Origin of the sequence: Psychrobacter sp. (assembly GCF_030454045.1) — a bacterium.
GTDB lineage: Bacteria > Pseudomonadota > Gammaproteobacteria > Pseudomonadales > Moraxellaceae > Psychrobacter.
In genome coordinates, this window is sequence record NZ_JAKDJE010000003.1 from 1 (window position 1) to 16,026 (window position 16,026).

At 44.4% G+C, this 16,026-nt stretch carries 16 protein-coding genes; 6 read left to right on the plus strand and 10 right to left on the minus strand.

Going from position 1 to position 16,026, the window contains the following annotated elements; genetic code table 11:
• Window positions 1–257 precede the first annotated feature (257 nt).
• Window positions 258–746 carry a hypothetical protein gene (locus L0G63_RS00860; protein ID WP_301448954.1) on the plus strand — a complete coding sequence of 163 codons (489 nt, stop codon included), beginning with the start codon at window positions 258–260 and terminating at the stop codon, window positions 744–746.
• A gap of 163 nt (window positions 747–909) precedes the next feature.
• On the opposite strand, the gene L0G63_RS00865 is transcribed toward L0G63_RS00860, so the two are convergent.
• From L0G63_RS00865 to L0G63_RS00875, 3 genes are all read right to left on the minus strand, one after another.
• Window positions 910–2,472 carry a pitrilysin family protein gene (locus L0G63_RS00865; RefSeq protein ID WP_301448955.1) on the minus strand — a complete coding sequence of 521 codons (1,563 nt, stop codon included), beginning with the start codon at window positions 2,470–2,472 and terminating at the stop codon, window positions 910–912.
• A 64-nt stretch (window positions 2,473–2,536) separates the two neighbouring features.
• Window positions 2,537–4,030: a pitrilysin family protein gene (locus L0G63_RS00870; RefSeq protein ID WP_301449028.1), complete on the minus strand. Its 1,494-nt coding sequence runs from the start codon at window positions 4,028–4,030 to the stop codon at window positions 2,537–2,539.
• Window positions 4,031–4,101: 71 nt separating this feature from the next.
• On the minus strand, window positions 4,102–4,251 hold the full coding sequence (locus tag L0G63_RS00875) for a hypothetical protein (protein WP_301448956.1): 150 nt from the start codon (window positions 4,249–4,251) through the stop codon (window positions 4,102–4,104).
• A 746-nt stretch (window positions 4,252–4,997) separates the two neighbouring features.
• Here L0G63_RS00875 and ftsY point away from each other — a divergent pair.
• Both ftsY and L0G63_RS00885 read left to right on the plus strand, forming a co-directional pair.
• Complete coding sequence (ftsY, locus tag L0G63_RS00880; RefSeq protein WP_301449029.1) at window positions 4,998–5,909, plus strand: signal recognition particle-docking protein FtsY; 912 nt, start codon at window positions 4,998–5,000, stop codon at window positions 5,907–5,909.
• A 54-nt stretch (window positions 5,910–5,963) separates the two neighbouring features.
• Window positions 5,964–6,536 (plus strand): methylated-DNA--[protein]-cysteine S-methyltransferase, encoded by a 573-nt coding sequence (locus tag L0G63_RS00885; RefSeq protein ID WP_301448957.1) that lies wholly within the window; start codon window positions 5,964–5,966, stop codon window positions 6,534–6,536.
• Window positions 6,537–6,651: 115 nt separating this feature from the next.
• On the opposite strand, the gene L0G63_RS00890 is transcribed toward L0G63_RS00885, so the two are convergent.
• Complete coding sequence (locus L0G63_RS00890) at window positions 6,652–7,401, minus strand: YebC/PmpR family DNA-binding transcriptional regulator (RefSeq protein WP_058024057.1); 750 nt, start codon at window positions 7,399–7,401, stop codon at window positions 6,652–6,654.
• Between the two features lie 318 nt (window positions 7,402–7,719).
• On the opposite strand from L0G63_RS00890, the gene L0G63_RS00895 reads away from it, so the two are divergent.
• Window positions 7,720–8,550 (plus strand): ion transporter, encoded by an 831-nt coding sequence (locus L0G63_RS00895; RefSeq protein ID WP_075107416.1) that lies wholly within the window; start codon window positions 7,720–7,722, stop codon window positions 8,548–8,550.
• 36 nt (window positions 8,551–8,586) lie between these two features.
• Here L0G63_RS00895 and L0G63_RS00900 read toward each other — a convergent pair whose 3' ends face one another.
• Together L0G63_RS00900 and aroQ are read right to left on the minus strand one after the other, a co-directional pair.
• A complete protein-coding gene (locus L0G63_RS00900) occupies window positions 8,587–9,888 on the minus strand; it encodes an AarF/ABC1/UbiB kinase family protein (protein ID WP_075107415.1) in 1,302 nt (433 codons plus the stop codon).
• Window positions 9,889–10,027: 139 nt separating this feature from the next.
• Window positions 10,028–10,567: a type II 3-dehydroquinate dehydratase gene (gene aroQ, locus L0G63_RS00905; RefSeq protein WP_301448958.1), complete on the minus strand. Its 540-nt coding sequence runs from the start codon at window positions 10,565–10,567 to the stop codon at window positions 10,028–10,030.
• Between the two features lie 417 nt (window positions 10,568–10,984).
• Between aroQ and L0G63_RS00910 the strand changes: the two genes are divergently transcribed.
• Window positions 10,985–11,200 (plus strand): cold-shock protein, encoded by a 216-nt coding sequence (locus L0G63_RS00910; protein WP_058024053.1) that lies wholly within the window; start codon window positions 10,985–10,987, stop codon window positions 11,198–11,200.
• Window positions 11,201–11,478: 278 nt separating this feature from the next.
• The gene (locus L0G63_RS00915; RefSeq protein ID WP_301448959.1) at window positions 11,479–12,633 is read left to right on the plus strand and encodes a DEAD/DEAH box helicase; all 1,155 of its coding nucleotides are present in this window, start codon (window positions 11,479–11,481) and stop codon (window positions 12,631–12,633) included.
• 113 nt (window positions 12,634–12,746) lie between these two features.
• On the opposite strand, the gene L0G63_RS00920 is transcribed toward L0G63_RS00915, so the two are convergent.
• The 4 genes from L0G63_RS00920 to murB form a co-directional block, all read right to left on the minus strand.
• A complete protein-coding gene (locus L0G63_RS00920; protein ID WP_301448960.1) occupies window positions 12,747–13,610 on the minus strand; it encodes a sulfite exporter TauE/SafE family protein in 864 nt (287 codons plus the stop codon).
• Between the two features lie 99 nt (window positions 13,611–13,709).
• Window positions 13,710–13,985, minus strand: a complete 276-nt coding sequence (gene ccoS / locus L0G63_RS00925; protein WP_301448961.1) for a cbb3-type cytochrome oxidase assembly protein CcoS — start codon at window positions 13,983–13,985, stop codon at window positions 13,710–13,712.
• Between the two features lie 129 nt (window positions 13,986–14,114).
• Window positions 14,115–14,888 carry a YdcF family protein gene (locus L0G63_RS00930; RefSeq protein WP_301448962.1) on the minus strand — a complete coding sequence of 258 codons (774 nt, stop codon included), beginning with the start codon at window positions 14,886–14,888 and terminating at the stop codon, window positions 14,115–14,117.
• Window positions 14,878–15,987: a UDP-N-acetylmuramate dehydrogenase gene (murB, locus tag L0G63_RS00935; RefSeq protein ID WP_301449030.1), complete on the minus strand. Its 1,110-nt coding sequence runs from the start codon at window positions 15,985–15,987 to the stop codon at window positions 14,878–14,880. The genes L0G63_RS00930 and murB overlap by 11 nt, the downstream gene beginning before the upstream one ends.
• Window positions 15,988–16,026: the final 39 nt, after the last annotated feature.

The window sequence follows — 16,026 nt, forward strand, 5'->3', positions numbered from 1 at the left end:
CCATTGATACTCCGTTAACGAAGGTCAATAAAACGGTACTTTTGCAAGAGGTCTAATATTTATGTTCTAATATGAATATTTTTATTCACTATCTTTATATCCTTATTACTCTTCAAGGAAGAAGATTATGGTTATTATAAGCGAGATTTATGATAAATCAGGACTCAGTAAGCGCAAGATGCAGTAATTCGAACAATAGTAGAAGGAAGGGGGCTCGCTCAAGACATGCACATACTGTGCTGGCAGGAGCTGTCTCTTTGTCTACATTGTTGCTGAGTGGTTGTAGCTCAGAAACCTATTCTGAAAACAGCGCGTTAATAGCAGATAAGACGACGAACGATGATATTGCCAAAAACGCTGAGAACATTAAAAACAGTATTACAAATTCTTATGCGCGTTTGGCATCAAAGCGTACCGACGTATGTCCAAAACTAATAGCAGAAGAGCAAGGCAATCAGGTCGTCGAGCGCGTGGCAGAAGTGATGGTCAATGACTATTGTGATTATTTTTTATATCTACGTGAAGGTCAGTATATTTCAATCAAAACCAATAATCGCCAACTTGAAGCATTATTGATAATACCAACACTACATAATTTTGCTAATGGCAGCTATAAAGTAAGCTCTTATGATAAGCATGTCATTCGACTAAGCTACAATGGTGCGACGCATAGGCCTCAAAACTTGAGTTATGATATTGAACTGACTATCTCTGACAAGAAAACTCCGTCATTTTCTTTGATGTAGCAAGTTTCTTTAATGTAGTAAGCAAGTACAGTGAGATATGGTAAATATGTGAGTCGTTAAGTATATAGCACATCCTTTAATTCACATATTTATGCCACTCACAAAACATCCTGTCAGATTTTTTTACCCAAGTAAATTGAGTTAGCCAACTCATACAAAATTACTATTCAGTATTTGTGCGCATCCAAGGATCCTCTTGTCCAACTGTCACGATCAAAAAATCCTCAGGTTTTAAGGTATCACGCATGGTTTTATTGACCCCCGATAGCGTGACTTGGTCAATACGGTTGATATAATCTGCCAAATAAGTATTTGGCAACTGATAGAAATTCATCATCCCTAGCAAACCATTGATCCCTGCGTTACTTGCAAAACCCATCGGGAAGCTATTTTTGAGATTGTCTTTCGTGAGGCGTATCTCATCCTGAGTAATGCCCTCATCTAGAGTCTCATTGATAACGTTTAGGCTTGCATCGATTGCCGCACGTGCTTTGTCATTACGTGTCGAAAAGCCAATCTGGTAAGGTCCGCGTGCTAGCATCGGGTTCATCGAGCCTGAAATTCCATAAGTATACCCCAGATTCTGTCTAACCTCAGTCATCAAACGGGCATTGAAGTCACTACCAGCCATCACCTCATTACCAACCGCAAAGTTGGTTTGTTGCTGCTGGGCTACGGGGTTGGTGGCACGTTTGCTGCCGAGCTGTCCCATTAATACCGTGGTTTGGGTGCTTGGGAAGGGGATATGAATATGTTGTGTCTTGGTCAGAGGTTTAGGCTCAGGTAATTCAGCGGCAGCACGACCCGTTGGCAGTTTGGCTGTGATGTCCTCAGCCAATTTTTTCGCTTGTGCCAATGTCAGATTGCCTGTCACGGCGATAGAGGCATTTGCTACTACTAAATACTGGTTTTTGAAGTCTATTAGCTGCTGCTTTTTGATATTGGGGACACTCTCTAGCGTGCCAACAGATGGATGCGCATAAGGATGATCACCGTATAGAGCCTTGTCAAAAGCGATGCTGGCAAGGCTATTGGGGTCTTGTTTTTGCTGCTGCAAGCCAACGAGGAGCCTTGCTTTATTGCGGGCAAGAATCGCCTCATCAAATGTGGGTTCGCTCACCATCTGTGTCATCAAGTCAACCGCTGGCAAAAGGTGATTATCGTCAGATAAGCTACGTAGCGACACAATAAACATGTCTTTGTAGGCGCTACTGCTTAGATTGATACCTAATGTCTCAACCGCACGGGTGAACGCATCTTCATCTAGACGGTTAGAGCCTTGCTCAAGCATTGTTGCGGTCATATTGGCGATGCCAAAACCGTCTTTATTGATACTGCCATCACGGGCGCTACCGGCGTTAAAGCGTAAGTCCACATCGACGATAGGTAATGCGGTTGTCTGCACAAACATGACAGGCACGCCTGCTTTTGTTTTAAATTCTTGAATGGTTGGTACTGTCACCTCTAAAGGCTTTGCTTCAGCAACACTAGTAAGTGTAGAGAGAGCAGCAATGGGCGCACTGGTATCGACCGCAGCAGGGGATCGGTAATCTTCAGCGCCTGCACTGTCTGCTTGAGCGGTAGTGGTCAATATACTCAATGCAAAAACAATACCGGTGCTAATAGAGGACAGCTTTTTGAGCGAAAAAGTAGAGGGCTGCTTAAACAGTACAGTTGCCTCTAGATCGTATTTTTTTGCAGGTAAATCGTGGTCATTCTGAGTCATGATATTCTTCTTATTCAGCATACGGTTTGATCATGGGATTGGACATTATAATAATAGGTGCCAGCTATTTTGCTTTGGGCGTGTCTTGTTTCGGTGGCACGATATGCATGACCGTCAAATTGTCCTTAACCAAATACTTCTTACTGGCAGCTTGAATATCAGCAACACTGATACCATCGAGCTTGTTTGGTAGTTTTGCAAGCAATCTATCATCTAGCCCGATAGACTGTAATGAGCCGATCATACGTGCTTGTCCTTCCATGCTGTCTTGTGCATATACTAGGCCAGTGACGGCATTGGTCTTGGCGCGACTGATTTCATCGGCGGCAATGGGATCGGTTTTGAGCTTTTCTATCTCTGCGCTAATCGCTTGTTGTGCTTGGTCCAAACTAACGCCTTCACGCGCTGTCGCTTGGATCATAAATAGCCCATCACCGCGATCTAGTAAGTCATAAGAAGTACCAACCGTGGTCAGTAGGCCTTGTTCACGTATCAATCGACTCTCCAAGCGTGCAGATAGACCACCATCTAGTACATCCTGAGCAAGTGATAAGGCATAAGCCTGCTTCTCATCGTTTGCGCCTGCCGTCACCAAGCTAGGTACGTTGTAGCCCATTAGCAAAACGGGCACTTGCACCGCTTGCTCAGAGTCTACTTTTTGATAACCACGAAAGCCTTTTTGACGAACCGAATTACGCTTAGGCACGTCACTTGGCGCAAGATTACCAAAGTAGCGTTTGACCTGAGCGATCACCTCTTGTGGTTGCACATCACCGACGATGACTAAAGTGGCATTGTTGGGTGCATACCATGTCTTGTACCAGCCTTTTAGATCCGAGAGCTTGATGGATTCTAGCTCACTCATGGGCCCAATGACAGATTCACCCTTTGGACTGTCAGGCAATGCTAGCAAACGAAATGATTCGTAAGCTTTGGCAAGGGGATTGTCATCAGTACGCTGACGTCGCTCTTCCATGACGACTTGGTGCTCTTTGGCAAACTCTTTGTCACTGAAGGTGAGGTTTTTCATTCGATCTGCTTCAAGCTCTAACGCCAATGGCATACGATTGGCAGGGAATAGCTCGTAGTAGCCGGTATAATCATAACTGGTAAAGGCATTGTTAACCCCGCCAAACTTGGCAATCAACCGCTCATAATCATCACTTGAAACATCAGGAGTGCCTTTAAACATCATATGCTCAAGTAAGTGAGAGATGCCGCCTTTATCCAGCGGCTCATCTGCCGAGCCCACCCGATACCAAATCTGGGTCATGGCAACGGGTGCGCGGTGGTCTTCTTTTATGACCACTTTTAGGCCATTTTCTAACTGATATTCATGTCGACCTGACATATCCATTGTCAATGCAGAGGGCTTTGTCTCATCAGTTGTTTTATTTTTACTAAATGCGCTTTGAGATGACCCATCTGTCGTGACCGTGTTTTTTGTGGTGGTAGTCATGCTAGAAGGTAATGAGGTGGTTTGACAGGCAGAAAATAATGTTGCCACCGTTAGAGCACAGGCGATACGTAACGGCGTAGTAGTGAGCGGTGAAGACAATGGCATGATATGGTCTACTTATATAAAATGATGACGAAAGAGAGTAGTGGTAATCACAATAACAAAGCGCATTATAAAGAGGTCTGAGCACCTACCATAACACTCGCAGTCGGTCTAATATCTTGCGTCGTATTACAACCTGTCAAACAGAGGGTAGTGATCAAAAAAACAGCCGCACTGGTACTCGCGATGCGCTTAGAAGATGTAGAGAATAATGACATGAGTATTTCCTAATAATTTTAGACTAAGTCTTGGTAGAGTAGGCGAAGTCTGGCAAGTAATAAGTCAGAGTTTTGTGTCCAAACCTTAAGCAAAACTTTCTTATATTAATGGATGTCTTTTTAAACAGCGGATTTTTGATGACAGTCTGCCATGGTAAGGGCCGAGCATGACTGGAATTATGCTAAAATAGACCAAAATTAATGGTTGTATGGCAAAAAATCATATGGCCATCTATAAACTTCTCTACAATAAACAAATAATTGATAGCAATTACTTTTAGGGCAAAATTATGAATAACCCAAACAATAGCAACCGTGTGGTCATCAATCTTGATGATGGTCTCGATGATTTAGATGACGATGATATTACCTTACCCAGTCTACCGGTGCAATCGGTGCCTATTATTGATGAAACAGAGCGTACGGCTGTACAAGCACACAATACAGCAAATGAAGAGCTCTCTCATCATCAGTCAGAAGAAAATATTGCTCTGGCCACGCCCATTGTCATGACAGAAGAGCAAAATGCTCCTACAAGTAGCTCTGAAAGTTTTTCAAACGCCAAAACAGCGCCGGCAAGCGACGCTAACACCGCCTCAACCGTTCCAACCATGCCACTACAAGAGCAGCTCGGGGACACGCCAAGCGTAAGTCCAGCCGCTAGCAGCAATACCCAAGCAACCACGCCGCAAGAGCCTGCTGCAGAGCCACAAGACAATAAGAAAAAAGGCAGCTGGTTTAATCGTATGAAAACGGGGCTTAGTAAGTCACGCAAAAACTTGGCCGAAGGCATGGTCAGTATTCTTATCGGTGGTAAAGAGATTGATGACGAGCTATTAGAAGAGGTCGAAGACCAGCTACTGGTTGCTGATATCGGTGTCAATGCAACCAACCGTATTATCAAGAATCTCACCGAACAGACTGCCCGTGGTGACCTTATTTATGCTCACTCACTCTATAAAGCCTTGCAAAGTGAGCTGGTTGATATCCTAACGCCTAAGGTTGAGCCGCTAGTGATTGATACCAGCAAAAAGCCATTCGTGATCTTGGTCGTGGGTGTCAATGGTGTTGGCAAAACCACTACTATCGGTAAGCTTGCCAAGCGTTTGCAAGGTGAAGGCAAATCAGTCATGCTCGCAGCAGGGGATACGTTCCGTGCGGCTGCCACCGAGCAGCTACAGATTTGGGGCGAGCGAAACCACATTCCAGTGGTGGCACAAGGCCATGGCTCTGATAGTGCGTCGGTGATTTTTGATGCGATGCAATCTGCCAAAGCAAAAAATATCGATGTACTCATAGCGGATACGGCTGGACGCCTACAAAACAAGACGCATTTGATGGCAGAGCTAGAGAAAGTGGTGCGCGTGATGCGTAAAGCGGACCCAAGCGCCCCGCATGAAGGGATGATCGTACTCGATGCTGGCACGGGTCAAAATGCCATTAACCAAGTTGAGCTATTTGACAAAGTGGTACCACTTACGGGTATCACCATCACAAAACTCGATGGTACGGCAAAAGGTGGTGTGGTATTTAATATCGCTGAAACGACCAATGTACCTATCCGCTATATTGGTGTGGGTGAGTCGATTGATGACTTGCGCGCCTTTAGTCCGAAGCAATTTGTCGCTGCTTTATTTGAGACAGATGACAAAGAGTAGAACCGCTATTTGTAACGGCTAAACAATCTTTAAAATAATTTGGAAATCAAAGCCATGATAGTGACCGAAGCAGCTTTTGGATCGTATCGATTAACGCTCATTGCCCGTCTCGATGAGCATGACCAACCTGTGCTCGTTGAAGCCAACTGGCTGCTGCCCGGTAATACTTGGCACAGCTCAAAATCTGTTCCCAAGCTTAAAAAATATTATAGCCTGACAGATGAAGACTTCACCTTTATAGACAGCAATAGCCTAAGCATGAAAGAGCCTACTCAAGCATTGTTGATAGAGGCGATCTTTCAGCTCAAAGATTACGCTGCTGGTAAACGCAAGACATTGGACTTGCCCTTAGATTTTTCTTTGGGTACTGAGTTTCAACAAGGCGTATGGCGGGCGCTGCAAGAGATTGGCTATGGCGAAACCATCAGCTATGCCACCCTCGCGCAGCGTGTTAATAGCCCGAAGGGGTTCCGCGCGGTTGCACAGGCTAATGGCAAAAATCCTTTTAGTATCATTGTGCCTTGTCATCGAGTGATTGCGAGCGACGGTAAGCTTGGTGGCTATACAGGTGGATTAGATAAGAAGAAATATCTGCTAGCGCTTGAAGGGGTTAGGTGTAGAACGTAAAGATAAACATAACGTTTGAACTATTGAGTGATTGAACAGAAAAAAGCACCAAACCGACAATGGCTTGGTGCTTTTTTCTGGGGGTGTTCTTGCCAGTATTTAGTTATTAAGCTGGCTATCCCTCAAGCTGCGCCATGACGTCAGCAGAGAAGTTCACGTTAGTATAAACTTCTTGCACATCATCCGCATCTTCTAACATATCGATCATCTTTAGGATTTTTTCAGCATCTTCCACGTTGTCGATTTCAGCCGTGGTAGAGGGTGACATGGTCACCTCAGCATTGTCAGAGACAAGACCAGCAGCGTTAAGCGCGTCTTGAACTTGACCGAAAGTTTCCCACTCAGTGATGACAAGCAAGCTTTCACCATCGTTTTCGATATCAACGGCGCCCGCATCTAGTGCCACCATCATGACTTCGTCTTCTAAGCTTACATCATTAAAGGTGATTTCGCCGCGTTTGGTAAACAGATAAGCCACTGAGCCTGAAGTACCAAGATTGCCATCACATTTGGTAAAAGCGTGACGTACTTCACTGACCGTACGATTGAGGTTATCAGTCATGGTTTCGACCAGTACCGCTACACCGCCGACACCGTAGCCTTCGTAACTGACTTCTTCCATGTTTTCATTATCACCGCCGCCTGTACCACGGTCGACAGCACGGTTGATCGTGTCGCGAGTCATATTGACTGATAGCGCTTTTTCGATAACCGCCCGTAAGCGCGGGTTTTTGTCAGGGTCGGGGTCGCCTTGTTTGGCAGCTGAGACGATTTCGCGGATAATTTTGGTAAATATTTTACCTTTTACTGCATCCTGACGGGCTTTACGGTGTTTAATATTTGCCCATTTTGAATGGCCTGCCATATAACATCCTTAAGGTTTACGTATTGTTTTTTATGTGCAAAAAAGCGGTTAGTTATAACCTTTAATTTCTGATCATTTGATTTTATACGATCATTACTTTGTCTACATAAGGTAATAGCGCTACTTGCACGTTAACGATTTGTATGTTGTTGAGAGTGCTTTTTTGCTACACTGTGGCAAATTATAGATTGTATTCACTGTGATAAGTGAGCAATATTATAAACCAGTTTTAACTATTTTGACCAACTTGCCCTTATCCATCACATTTTAAGTCATGGAACGCTATCAAGCCATTGATTTTATAAAGTTACTGATTCTATGAAGCAACCAACTGCTGAAGCCCTAACACACTTGCGTAACCGTACGCATATTATTATCGAAGGTACAGATACCCGTTTGGGTAAGCTCTTTGATATTGTATTGTTGATTGCGATTTTGGCCAGTGTTGCTGTCGTCATGCTTGATAGTGTGTTGTACATGCGCTTGCAATATGGCACGTTGTTTTTTTATGCAGAGTGGTTTTTTACGATTCTATTTACCATTGAGTATGCGCTCAGGCTTTTTTCAGCACCCAATCGCTTGCGTTATGCGTTTAGCTTCTTTGGGATAGTGGATTTGCTGTCTGTGCTGCCAAGCTATCTGAGCTTACTGTTTGTAGGGGTGCAGTATCTACTTGTCATACGAGTACTGCGTATCTTACGTGTATTCCGTGTCCTAAAACTCAAAGCCTATATGCAACAAGCAGGTTTTTTGGCGTCTGCACTCAAAACCAGTCAGCAGAAAATTACAGTCTTTTTCTTGTCCCTTGTGCTATTGGTAACCATCTTTGGTTCAATTATTTATGTAGTAGAGGGGCCTGAGAACGGGTTTACTAGTATTCCATTGTCTATCTATTGGGCAGTCGTCACGATGACGACAGTTGGCTATGGTGATATGTCGCCCAAGACGCCGTTAGGTCAAGCGATTGCAACCATGGTTATGATCACAGGTTATTCGATTATCGCTGTACCGACCGGTATTTTTACCTCTGAGCTGGCTCGTAATATGCGTCCGCAGCTCAACCCTGTCACTTGTCCGAACTGCGGTAAATTTGGTCATGCAGTAGGCGCAGACTTTTGTGATCGCTGCGGGCACGCGCTCCACATTTAGTGACAGGTTTGACTGCTATTGTCAATTGATCGCTTATTAGACCTCGATGTACTCATCAACGAGCGGCGAGAGGTCAGTCTCAACGCCGAGATTGACCAGATTCCAGTACTGTCCAGATACGGTACGGTCTAACATCATGGTGGTGGCAGAGGGCTGAAACTGACCGAAGTATTTTAATGAAGTGCGCATTTGGGCAATCGCCTCATGGTGTATTTGACTGCTACCAAAATCAAATGGCCCTTCTTGGTATGGGCGGATAGATAGTGGTTTTAGACCAATAGATAGCCATTTTTCATAAAACTCGCCAGGGATGTTTTTATCATCATCACGGCGAATATCTAAGGCGACAAGGTCTTGCTCAAGCGCGGTCACATCGCCTTTGATAGCATGCTTGGCAAAACGACGGAATAGTTGGACCTCGTTGTCACTATAACTACGAATACCGCCGAAGTCATACGCCACAACACTACCATCCTGCCGAAAAGCAAAGTTGCCTGGATGCGGATCACAATGCATACGGTACAGACTAAATAGTTGTCCTGCGGTAAAATGAAACAAGCGCTTTGCTATTTTTTGCTTAATGGCATTGTCCCATGTTGCAGCGACGGTCAATGTCTCTCCCATCTCCTCAGTCAGTGTCAAAATCCGTCTAGAAGAGTGGCTGCTAATGACTTTTGGGATAATGAGACCTTCATCATCAGCATGAAAGGCACCAAATACACGCAGATTGTGCGCTTCTTTGGTATAGTCCAATTCGTCGTGTAGACTCTGTCGAATCTCATTAAATAACTGCTCTTGCAACTGCTTACTCATATTGAGCACACCTGCAATTTTTAGCGCCATGCGCACCTGTTTGAGGTCGCTATCACAGTTTTCATCGACATCAGGATACTGGACCTTGACCACGACTCTTTGTCCAGAAGGTAGCACAGCTTTATGGACCTGCCCGATAGATGCTGCGGCAAATGGCGTCTCGTCAAACTCACTGAACAGCTCTGCCATCGGTGCTTTAAGCTCACGCTCAACTTGTGCACGTATTTGCGCATAAGGCATGGGCGGTGCATCTTTTTGGAGTTTTTCTAGGGCAGTTGCAACCTCAGGCGGGAACACGTCTTTGTACTGTGAGGCAATTTGTCCGACTTTCATCACCGCACCTTTCATCTCACCTAACGTCTCGGCAATTTGGATACCCACGTCTTGCATCAAGTCTGAGCGAGCTTGTAGGCGCTTTTCTTCGTCACTTGAGAGATGCTTAAATGAGTTTTTAGCGGCTTTGCCGGCGATGCTTGCTGTCATGCCAGCGAGTTTCATAAAGCGCTTTCCGGACGTTTTTGCCATTCATATCACCATATAGTGGATTGTTTGCTCAGTCATAATTCTATTATTTTCATCAAACAATTACTGTTTAACTAATGTGTGAAAAATAAAGATACCTTAATCGTCTGACAAGGTTTTTTATTCATCAAAAGCTATGATGCTATTGGTTGATAGTGTTGATGTTATACATGTTGCTTAGCCAATATTCTAATGCCATCTCATACCCTATGTGACCCAAACCACAGATGACACCGACTGCGATATCGCTCAAATAGGAATGATGCCTGAAAGGCTCACGCGCATGAACGTTGGATAAATGGACCTCTATAAAGGGTTTTTGCGTGGCCAATAGGGCATCACGTAGTGCAACTGATGTATGGGTAAATGCAGCAGGATTGATAATAATGGCATCAGCTTGGGCAGATTTGTCTGCTAATAAGCCATAGTATTGGATCTTGTCTACTAGATCGCCTTCATGATTTGACTGTATACAAGTTAATTCAATGCTGTGCTGAGCGGCTCGTTCGACCAAGCGTTTTTCGATATCTACCAGCGTCATATGGCCATAAATTTCAGGCTCACGTTTGCCTAATAAATTTAGATTGACACCGTTCACAAGTAGCAGTTTGTGATTGAGGGTCTGATCGATGTGTTGGTCAGCAGGATTTTCTGCTGCTGTAGATGGAGAAGAGGACGTCATAGTAATCTCTATCGCTGTTTAAATATGTGGATGATTTATTATAATGAATAAGGTATGCATGACAAATAGGTTGCACACGCTGATCCAGCGTATCCCTTTATAATAGCAGCTTGTAGGCTGGGTTATAAAAAAATTACAGGAAAAACTCACCCATGCATTAAAAAGCGTGTTAAAAGTCTTTATGTTGCTAAAAACCCGTGCTATGATATTTTTTATGCAATAAATATTGCAAGTTTGTTACTGTCATTGATATGAGAGATAGTTTGCAAGATTGGCTTTCTTTTATATAAGCGTTTTAAAGATGACTGTGACTAGATTAGTACTCTTAAGTTTTTGATTTCATCATCTTAGATCCCGTTTATATGCAATGTTGCAAAGGAATTTGGGGCTAAGCGAACTTTTTTAGGAAGTAATATTATGTCAGCTCGTGAGCAAGGTATCGTTAAGTGGTTTAATGACTCAAAAGGCTTTGGTTTCATTCAACGTGACAGCGGAGAAGATATTTTTGTCCATTTCCGCGCGATTCAGGGTGATGGCTATCGTTCTTTAAAAGATGGCGAAAAAGTTGAGTTCAGCGTAGTAGAAGGTGAAAAAGGCCTACAAGCTGAAGAAGTCAGAAAGTTAGAAGAGTAATCTATCCAGACATTAAAGCAGTTTAGATATAATGTCTGTACAAACACCTGATATACTATTGAGTCAAGCCTATCTTGTCTTACCCATGTTGAGTGAACAACAGCATATTTGGTAGGGCAGGTATTGGGCTTGGCTTTTTTTATGCTTGGATGTTTGTTTACTATCTATCGTGACAGCTTTGCCATAATGGCAGGAATTTTTTATCGATAGTAGACTGCTCTTTATAAGATGATCTGTAATGGACAACATATAAGCAACTAATTTAAAAGGATATTTTTTTGAGTCATTTTACGACGTTTACTGATTTGCCACTTTCAACCGCAACCCTGCGGGCAGTGAGTGATTTGGGATTCACGGAACTCACGCCGATTCAGGCGAAAATACTACCGCATACACTAGCAAGTCAAGATGCCATCGGACAGGCACAAACGGGAACCGGTAAGACAGCGACTTTTCTACTGACTATTATGGAAGCCTTGCTTAAGCGTCCATTTACCAACGACGAAGAGCGCTATCTTGGTGAGCCGCGCGCTGTGGTCATGGCGCCAACTCGCGAACTGGCTCAGCAAATATTTGACGACTGCATAGCATTGACCAAATATACGTCGCTGCATAGTGTCTGTATCATGGGTGGTACCAATTACGAAACCCAGCAGCATGAGCTTGAGCGCCAATACGTTGATATTTTGGTGGCAACGCCTGGCCGTCTAATTGATCTTGCCAATAAAGGCATGGTGTATTTAGATCGAGTAGAGGTGTTGGTATTGGACGAAGCAGACCGCATGCTGGACATGGGCTTTATCCCTGATATCAAGCGCTTAGTAGGTCGTATGCCTGCCAATACAGACCGTCAAAGCTTACTGTTTTCTGCTACTTTTAACCAAGATGTGATGAATTTGGCGTATCGCTGGTTGCATGAGCCGCAGTTTGTGGAAATCGAGCCAGAACACAAAACCAGCGAATTGGTTGATCAGCACTTTTACTTACTGACAGAAGATCAAAAACTCGAAGCCCTGCAGCGTATTATCAGTGATGAGGCCGTTGAAAAGGTCATTGTATTCGCCAATCGCAAAGATCAAGTCAAGCGTCTCTATCATAAACTGCGCCAAGCACATAAGATTGTCATGCTCTCAGGTGATGTGATTCAGCAAAAACGTGAGAAATACTTGCAGCGCTTTAAGGATGGTCACGCGTCTATCTTGGTGGCGACAGATGTTGCAGGGCGCGGTATCCATGTTGATGATATCAGTCATGTCGTTAACTATACCTTGCCGGATCAACCAGATGATTATGTCCACCGTATTGGTCGTACGGGCCGCGCTGGGCAAACAGGCATTAGCATTAGCTTTGTCAGTGAAGATGACGCATTTAATATACCAGCATTAGAGAAGCATTTAGAAACCAAGTTTACGCTTGAGCAGTGGCAGGAATAATTACTATAAATAGGTATCACTTAACCAATAAACCCCTTAATATCATTTTTGATATTAAGGGGTTTTTGTACGCTTGGTAAAGTCCGCGCAGTACTCGAGTTATGTGTTAGAAATTATTGACCATGATGCATGGAGGTGGCGTCATCACCCATATCATGCATGCCATGATCCGTATCATTCATACGATGGTCCATGTCTTGCATTTCATGATTCATGTGGCTCATGTCATGAGCATCAGTCTCAGACATCATCGCAGAATGGCTATTATGATCCATATGCGCATGCCCATCACCGTGTCCACCATGCATATTTGCCATGACCATAGGTACGACAGCAACAGCCAGACCTGAGAGTACCATCACCGCGCCATTTAACTGCCTTAAGCGAAAACGACCAATCTTGTCACGTAACCAGCCGACTGTCTCGTGCGTTGCAACCAGCATCGGTATGGTTCCTAAACCGAACACGAACATCAATGCGGCACCGCTTAATGGGTTGTGAGCGACCACTGCAATCAGTAGAGCGCCATATACCAAACCGCAAGGCAAAAAGCCCCAAAGCAAACCTGCTGTTAGTGCGCGCGGAAAAGTATTGAGTGGAAATACCTTTTGACGTAGTGGACTCAGATACTGCCAAAAGCGCATGCCAAAACGCTCAAGTTTGTTCAAGAATGGGGCACCAAGCATGGTCACACCGACAAATACTAGTACTAGTCCTAACAAGATGCGCGGCATGCTATTACCCATTATAAGCGGCTCTAGTACGGTAATGCCAATAAATCCAGCAACTAAACCCAGCAGTGCATAACTGGTTAAACGGCCAACGTGATAGGTGGCAACCAGCGCGCGGCGTTTAGTAGGGCTGACATCTTTCATAGACAGCCCAAATGCTGTTACAAGACCGCCACACATACCCAAACAATGCGGCGAGCCAAAAAAACCCATCAGTAATGCCGCAGCAAGTAAAGCCATGGTCATGGATGCATCTCCTAAAAGTCATAAAGGCCGTATCTATAGACACGATTATTATCTAACGAAAGCTCATCATTACACGATGAAAAGAGAGGAGAATAAAGGTTAGATTTTTGTGTTTTTCTCTACATCAGTACGAACGAGCGCATCTTTATCAACGTTGTCATCTGACGGATCGGTATTTGCAAAGGACTGCGACTGCACCGCGCGCTCATGAGCTTGCATGGTTTGCCTGCGCTCTTGACGATCATCCAATATGATACGCTGTGATGCATTGTCCAAATCTTCGAACTGGTTTGATTTTACCGCATAACGCACCGCCCAGATGGCAACCACAAATAGCATGAGACTTAATGGGATTAATAAAAATATACTGAGCATGGTAACTCTCTTCAATAGCAGTGTCTTTTATTATTATACACCCATCGCAAATGCAGTGGATGATCTGTAGGCATTAGAATGAGGCGTAGCATCATATGACGATATTAGCTGCGCGTTTAGTATAAAAACCTATTCATCAGATACTTTTTTGGCACTGCCTCGCGGTGTTAGGAGCTGCTGTGAAGTCACATCATCAGCGTGACGACAGTTCATTTGCGGACGTATCACATCCCGTAGATAGGCGGCGATTTCATAAACAGCCCGCCGTGAATGACTTAGGTTTTGCGCAGGTTTCGTCCAGTCGCGTCTAACTGGCAGTGGTGCGCTAAGTGATGTGCTATTAATACCATTCAAGGCAAACTGTCTGCGCGCACGTGCCATATGGTAGCTATCAGTAATAAGGTAAACGTGATGAAGCGGAATACGCTTGGCTGTAAAACGGGCGTTTTCGCACGTATTCATACTGGCATTTTCGCTTATCAGCCCATCGATACCATGCTCAATGAGCCATTGACCTAGCCAAGGGGCTTCAGCGCCGCTTAGTACAATAGGTAAGGGAAGATCGTGATAGGCCCCAGCCGCGGTACGGGCACGGTTCAGGCTATAGCGATTGAGGATGATTTGATTGTTATTATCATTAGTTAGACCACCGCCTAATACCACGTAAGCAGTCGGCGGAGAGCTCATAGCAGCAGAAGGCATTTTTGGTAAAGGAAGAAGCGCAAATATATAGACAACGGCTTGTGAGAATAGCGGTGTGAACAAACTGATTAGGACTAAAATAACAGACGTTGAGCCTAATACAAAGGTAATATTGATGATGCGGAATAGCTTCACCATTCGTTCGGCTGAACGCAAATAGTTTCGCCATAAGCGTTTAGACCATGATTGTTTAGACCACATGCTCAGCATATCCAATTAAGCCATCAGCATTCACCCAAACTGGCTCACGTGATAGCTGAATTGCAAATTTCTCATAGACGATGTTGGCGATATAGCGCTGTGCTGTTTCCACATCTTCTTGAGTTGCTTGATAAGGAGTATGATTGGTCAGTACCAGCGCCTGATGTTTATGAGTCATGATAGGTGCGATGCCGCCCCCTTTTAATCCTGCTTGCTCAATGAGCCAACCTGCGGCAACTTTTACCATCGCGTCAGGCATCGGATAACCAACGATAGCTGGATAAGTTGTTTGCAACGCCGTAAATTGATCTTGACCAATAATAGGGTTTTGAAAAAAACTGCCACAATTAGGTAGCTGCTTTGGGTCTGGTAGCTTTTGTTGTCTAATATCTATAATGGCTTGCATGACATCAACGGGTGTGGCTTGTACTCGTCCTTGCTGCTCAGCATAGCGCTGCGCCACAGTTTGTACATCTCCATAGCTGGCTAAAATATTGGTAGGATCAGTATGTAACCTGAAACCGACGCGACTAATAAGCCATGTGTTTGGCGTGCGTTTAAAGATACTATCACGATAGTCAAATTGACAGTCGGCCGCTGATAAATGGTGCCAAGTTTGTGTCGGTAAATGATAGGCGCGTACATATTGTAAGCAGTCTTCTAATTGCACTCCGTACGCACCGATATTTTGTACTGGTGCTGCACCAGTTAGGCCAGGTATGAGCGCAAGATTCTCTAACCCATACCAGCCTTGATTGACTGTATGTACGACTAGATCATGCCAGTTTTCGCCCGCCATTACTTCGATATCGACATAATCGTCAGTTTGTGCAGTCAGGTGAATACCGCGCATTTTGGGTTGCAATACCACCGCATTTAACGCTGCTGGTAATAAAACATTGCTACCGCCAGATAAGACAAATAATGACAGCTGATGCTCTACATCCTCTGCATAGGTTGCCATAAAGTCATCAAGCTGTGCCTCATTGGTCAACGTCACTACAGAGTCAGCGACACACGACAGTGCCATCGTATTGCTATGTGCCAAATCGACTGAATTACTGACTAACAGAGTCGCTGATGAGTCATTTATAGTCATGGTCTGAGCGTCGAGATCAAGGCGTGCAGCTTGGGTCAT

What these genes read in the sequence shown, in the direction of transcription:
- L0G63_RS00900 (WP_075107415.1), bottom strand. Translation starts at nt 9,888, where the DNA reads ATGGCAAAAACGTCCGGAAAGCGCTTTATGAAACTCGCTGGCATGACA.
- L0G63_RS00890 (WP_058024057.1), bottom strand. Translation starts at nt 7,401, where the DNA reads ATGGCAGGCCATTCAAAATGGGCAAATATTAAACACCGTAAAGCCCGT.
- ftsY (WP_301449029.1), top strand. Translation starts at nt 4,998, where the DNA reads ATGAAAACGGGGCTTAGTAAGTCACGCAAAAACTTGGCCGAAGGCATG.
- L0G63_RS00885 (WP_301448957.1), top strand. Translation starts at nt 5,964, where the DNA reads ATGATAGTGACCGAAGCAGCTTTTGGATCGTATCGATTAACGCTCATT.
- L0G63_RS00910 (WP_058024053.1), top strand. Translation starts at nt 10,985, where the DNA reads ATGTCAGCTCGTGAGCAAGGTATCGTTAAGTGGTTTAATGACTCAAAA.
- L0G63_RS00865 (WP_301448955.1), bottom strand. Translation starts at nt 2,472, where the DNA reads ATGACTCAGAATGACCACGATTTACCTGCAAAAAAATACGATCTAGAG.
- L0G63_RS00895 (WP_075107416.1), top strand. Translation starts at nt 7,720, where the DNA reads ATGAAGCAACCAACTGCTGAAGCCCTAACACACTTGCGTAACCGTACG.
- L0G63_RS00920 (WP_301448960.1), bottom strand. Translation starts at nt 13,610, where the DNA reads ATGACCATGGCTTTACTTGCTGCGGCATTACTGATGGGTTTTTTTGGC.
- L0G63_RS00875 (WP_301448956.1), bottom strand. Translation starts at nt 4,251, where the DNA reads ATGTCATTATTCTCTACATCTTCTAAGCGCATCGCGAGTACCAGTGCG.
- ccoS (WP_301448961.1), bottom strand. Translation starts at nt 13,985, where the DNA reads ATGCTCAGTATATTTTTATTAATCCCATTAAGTCTCATGCTATTTGTG.
- murB (WP_301449030.1), bottom strand. Translation starts at nt 15,987, where the DNA reads ATGACTATAAATGACTCATCAGCGACTCTGTTAGTCAGTAATTCAGTC.
- L0G63_RS00930 (WP_301448962.1), bottom strand. Translation starts at nt 14,888, where the DNA reads ATGTGGTCTAAACAATCATGGTCTAAACGCTTATGGCGAAACTATTTG.
- aroQ (WP_301448958.1), bottom strand. Translation starts at nt 10,567, where the DNA reads ATGACGTCCTCTTCTCCATCTACAGCAGCAGAAAATCCTGCTGACCAA.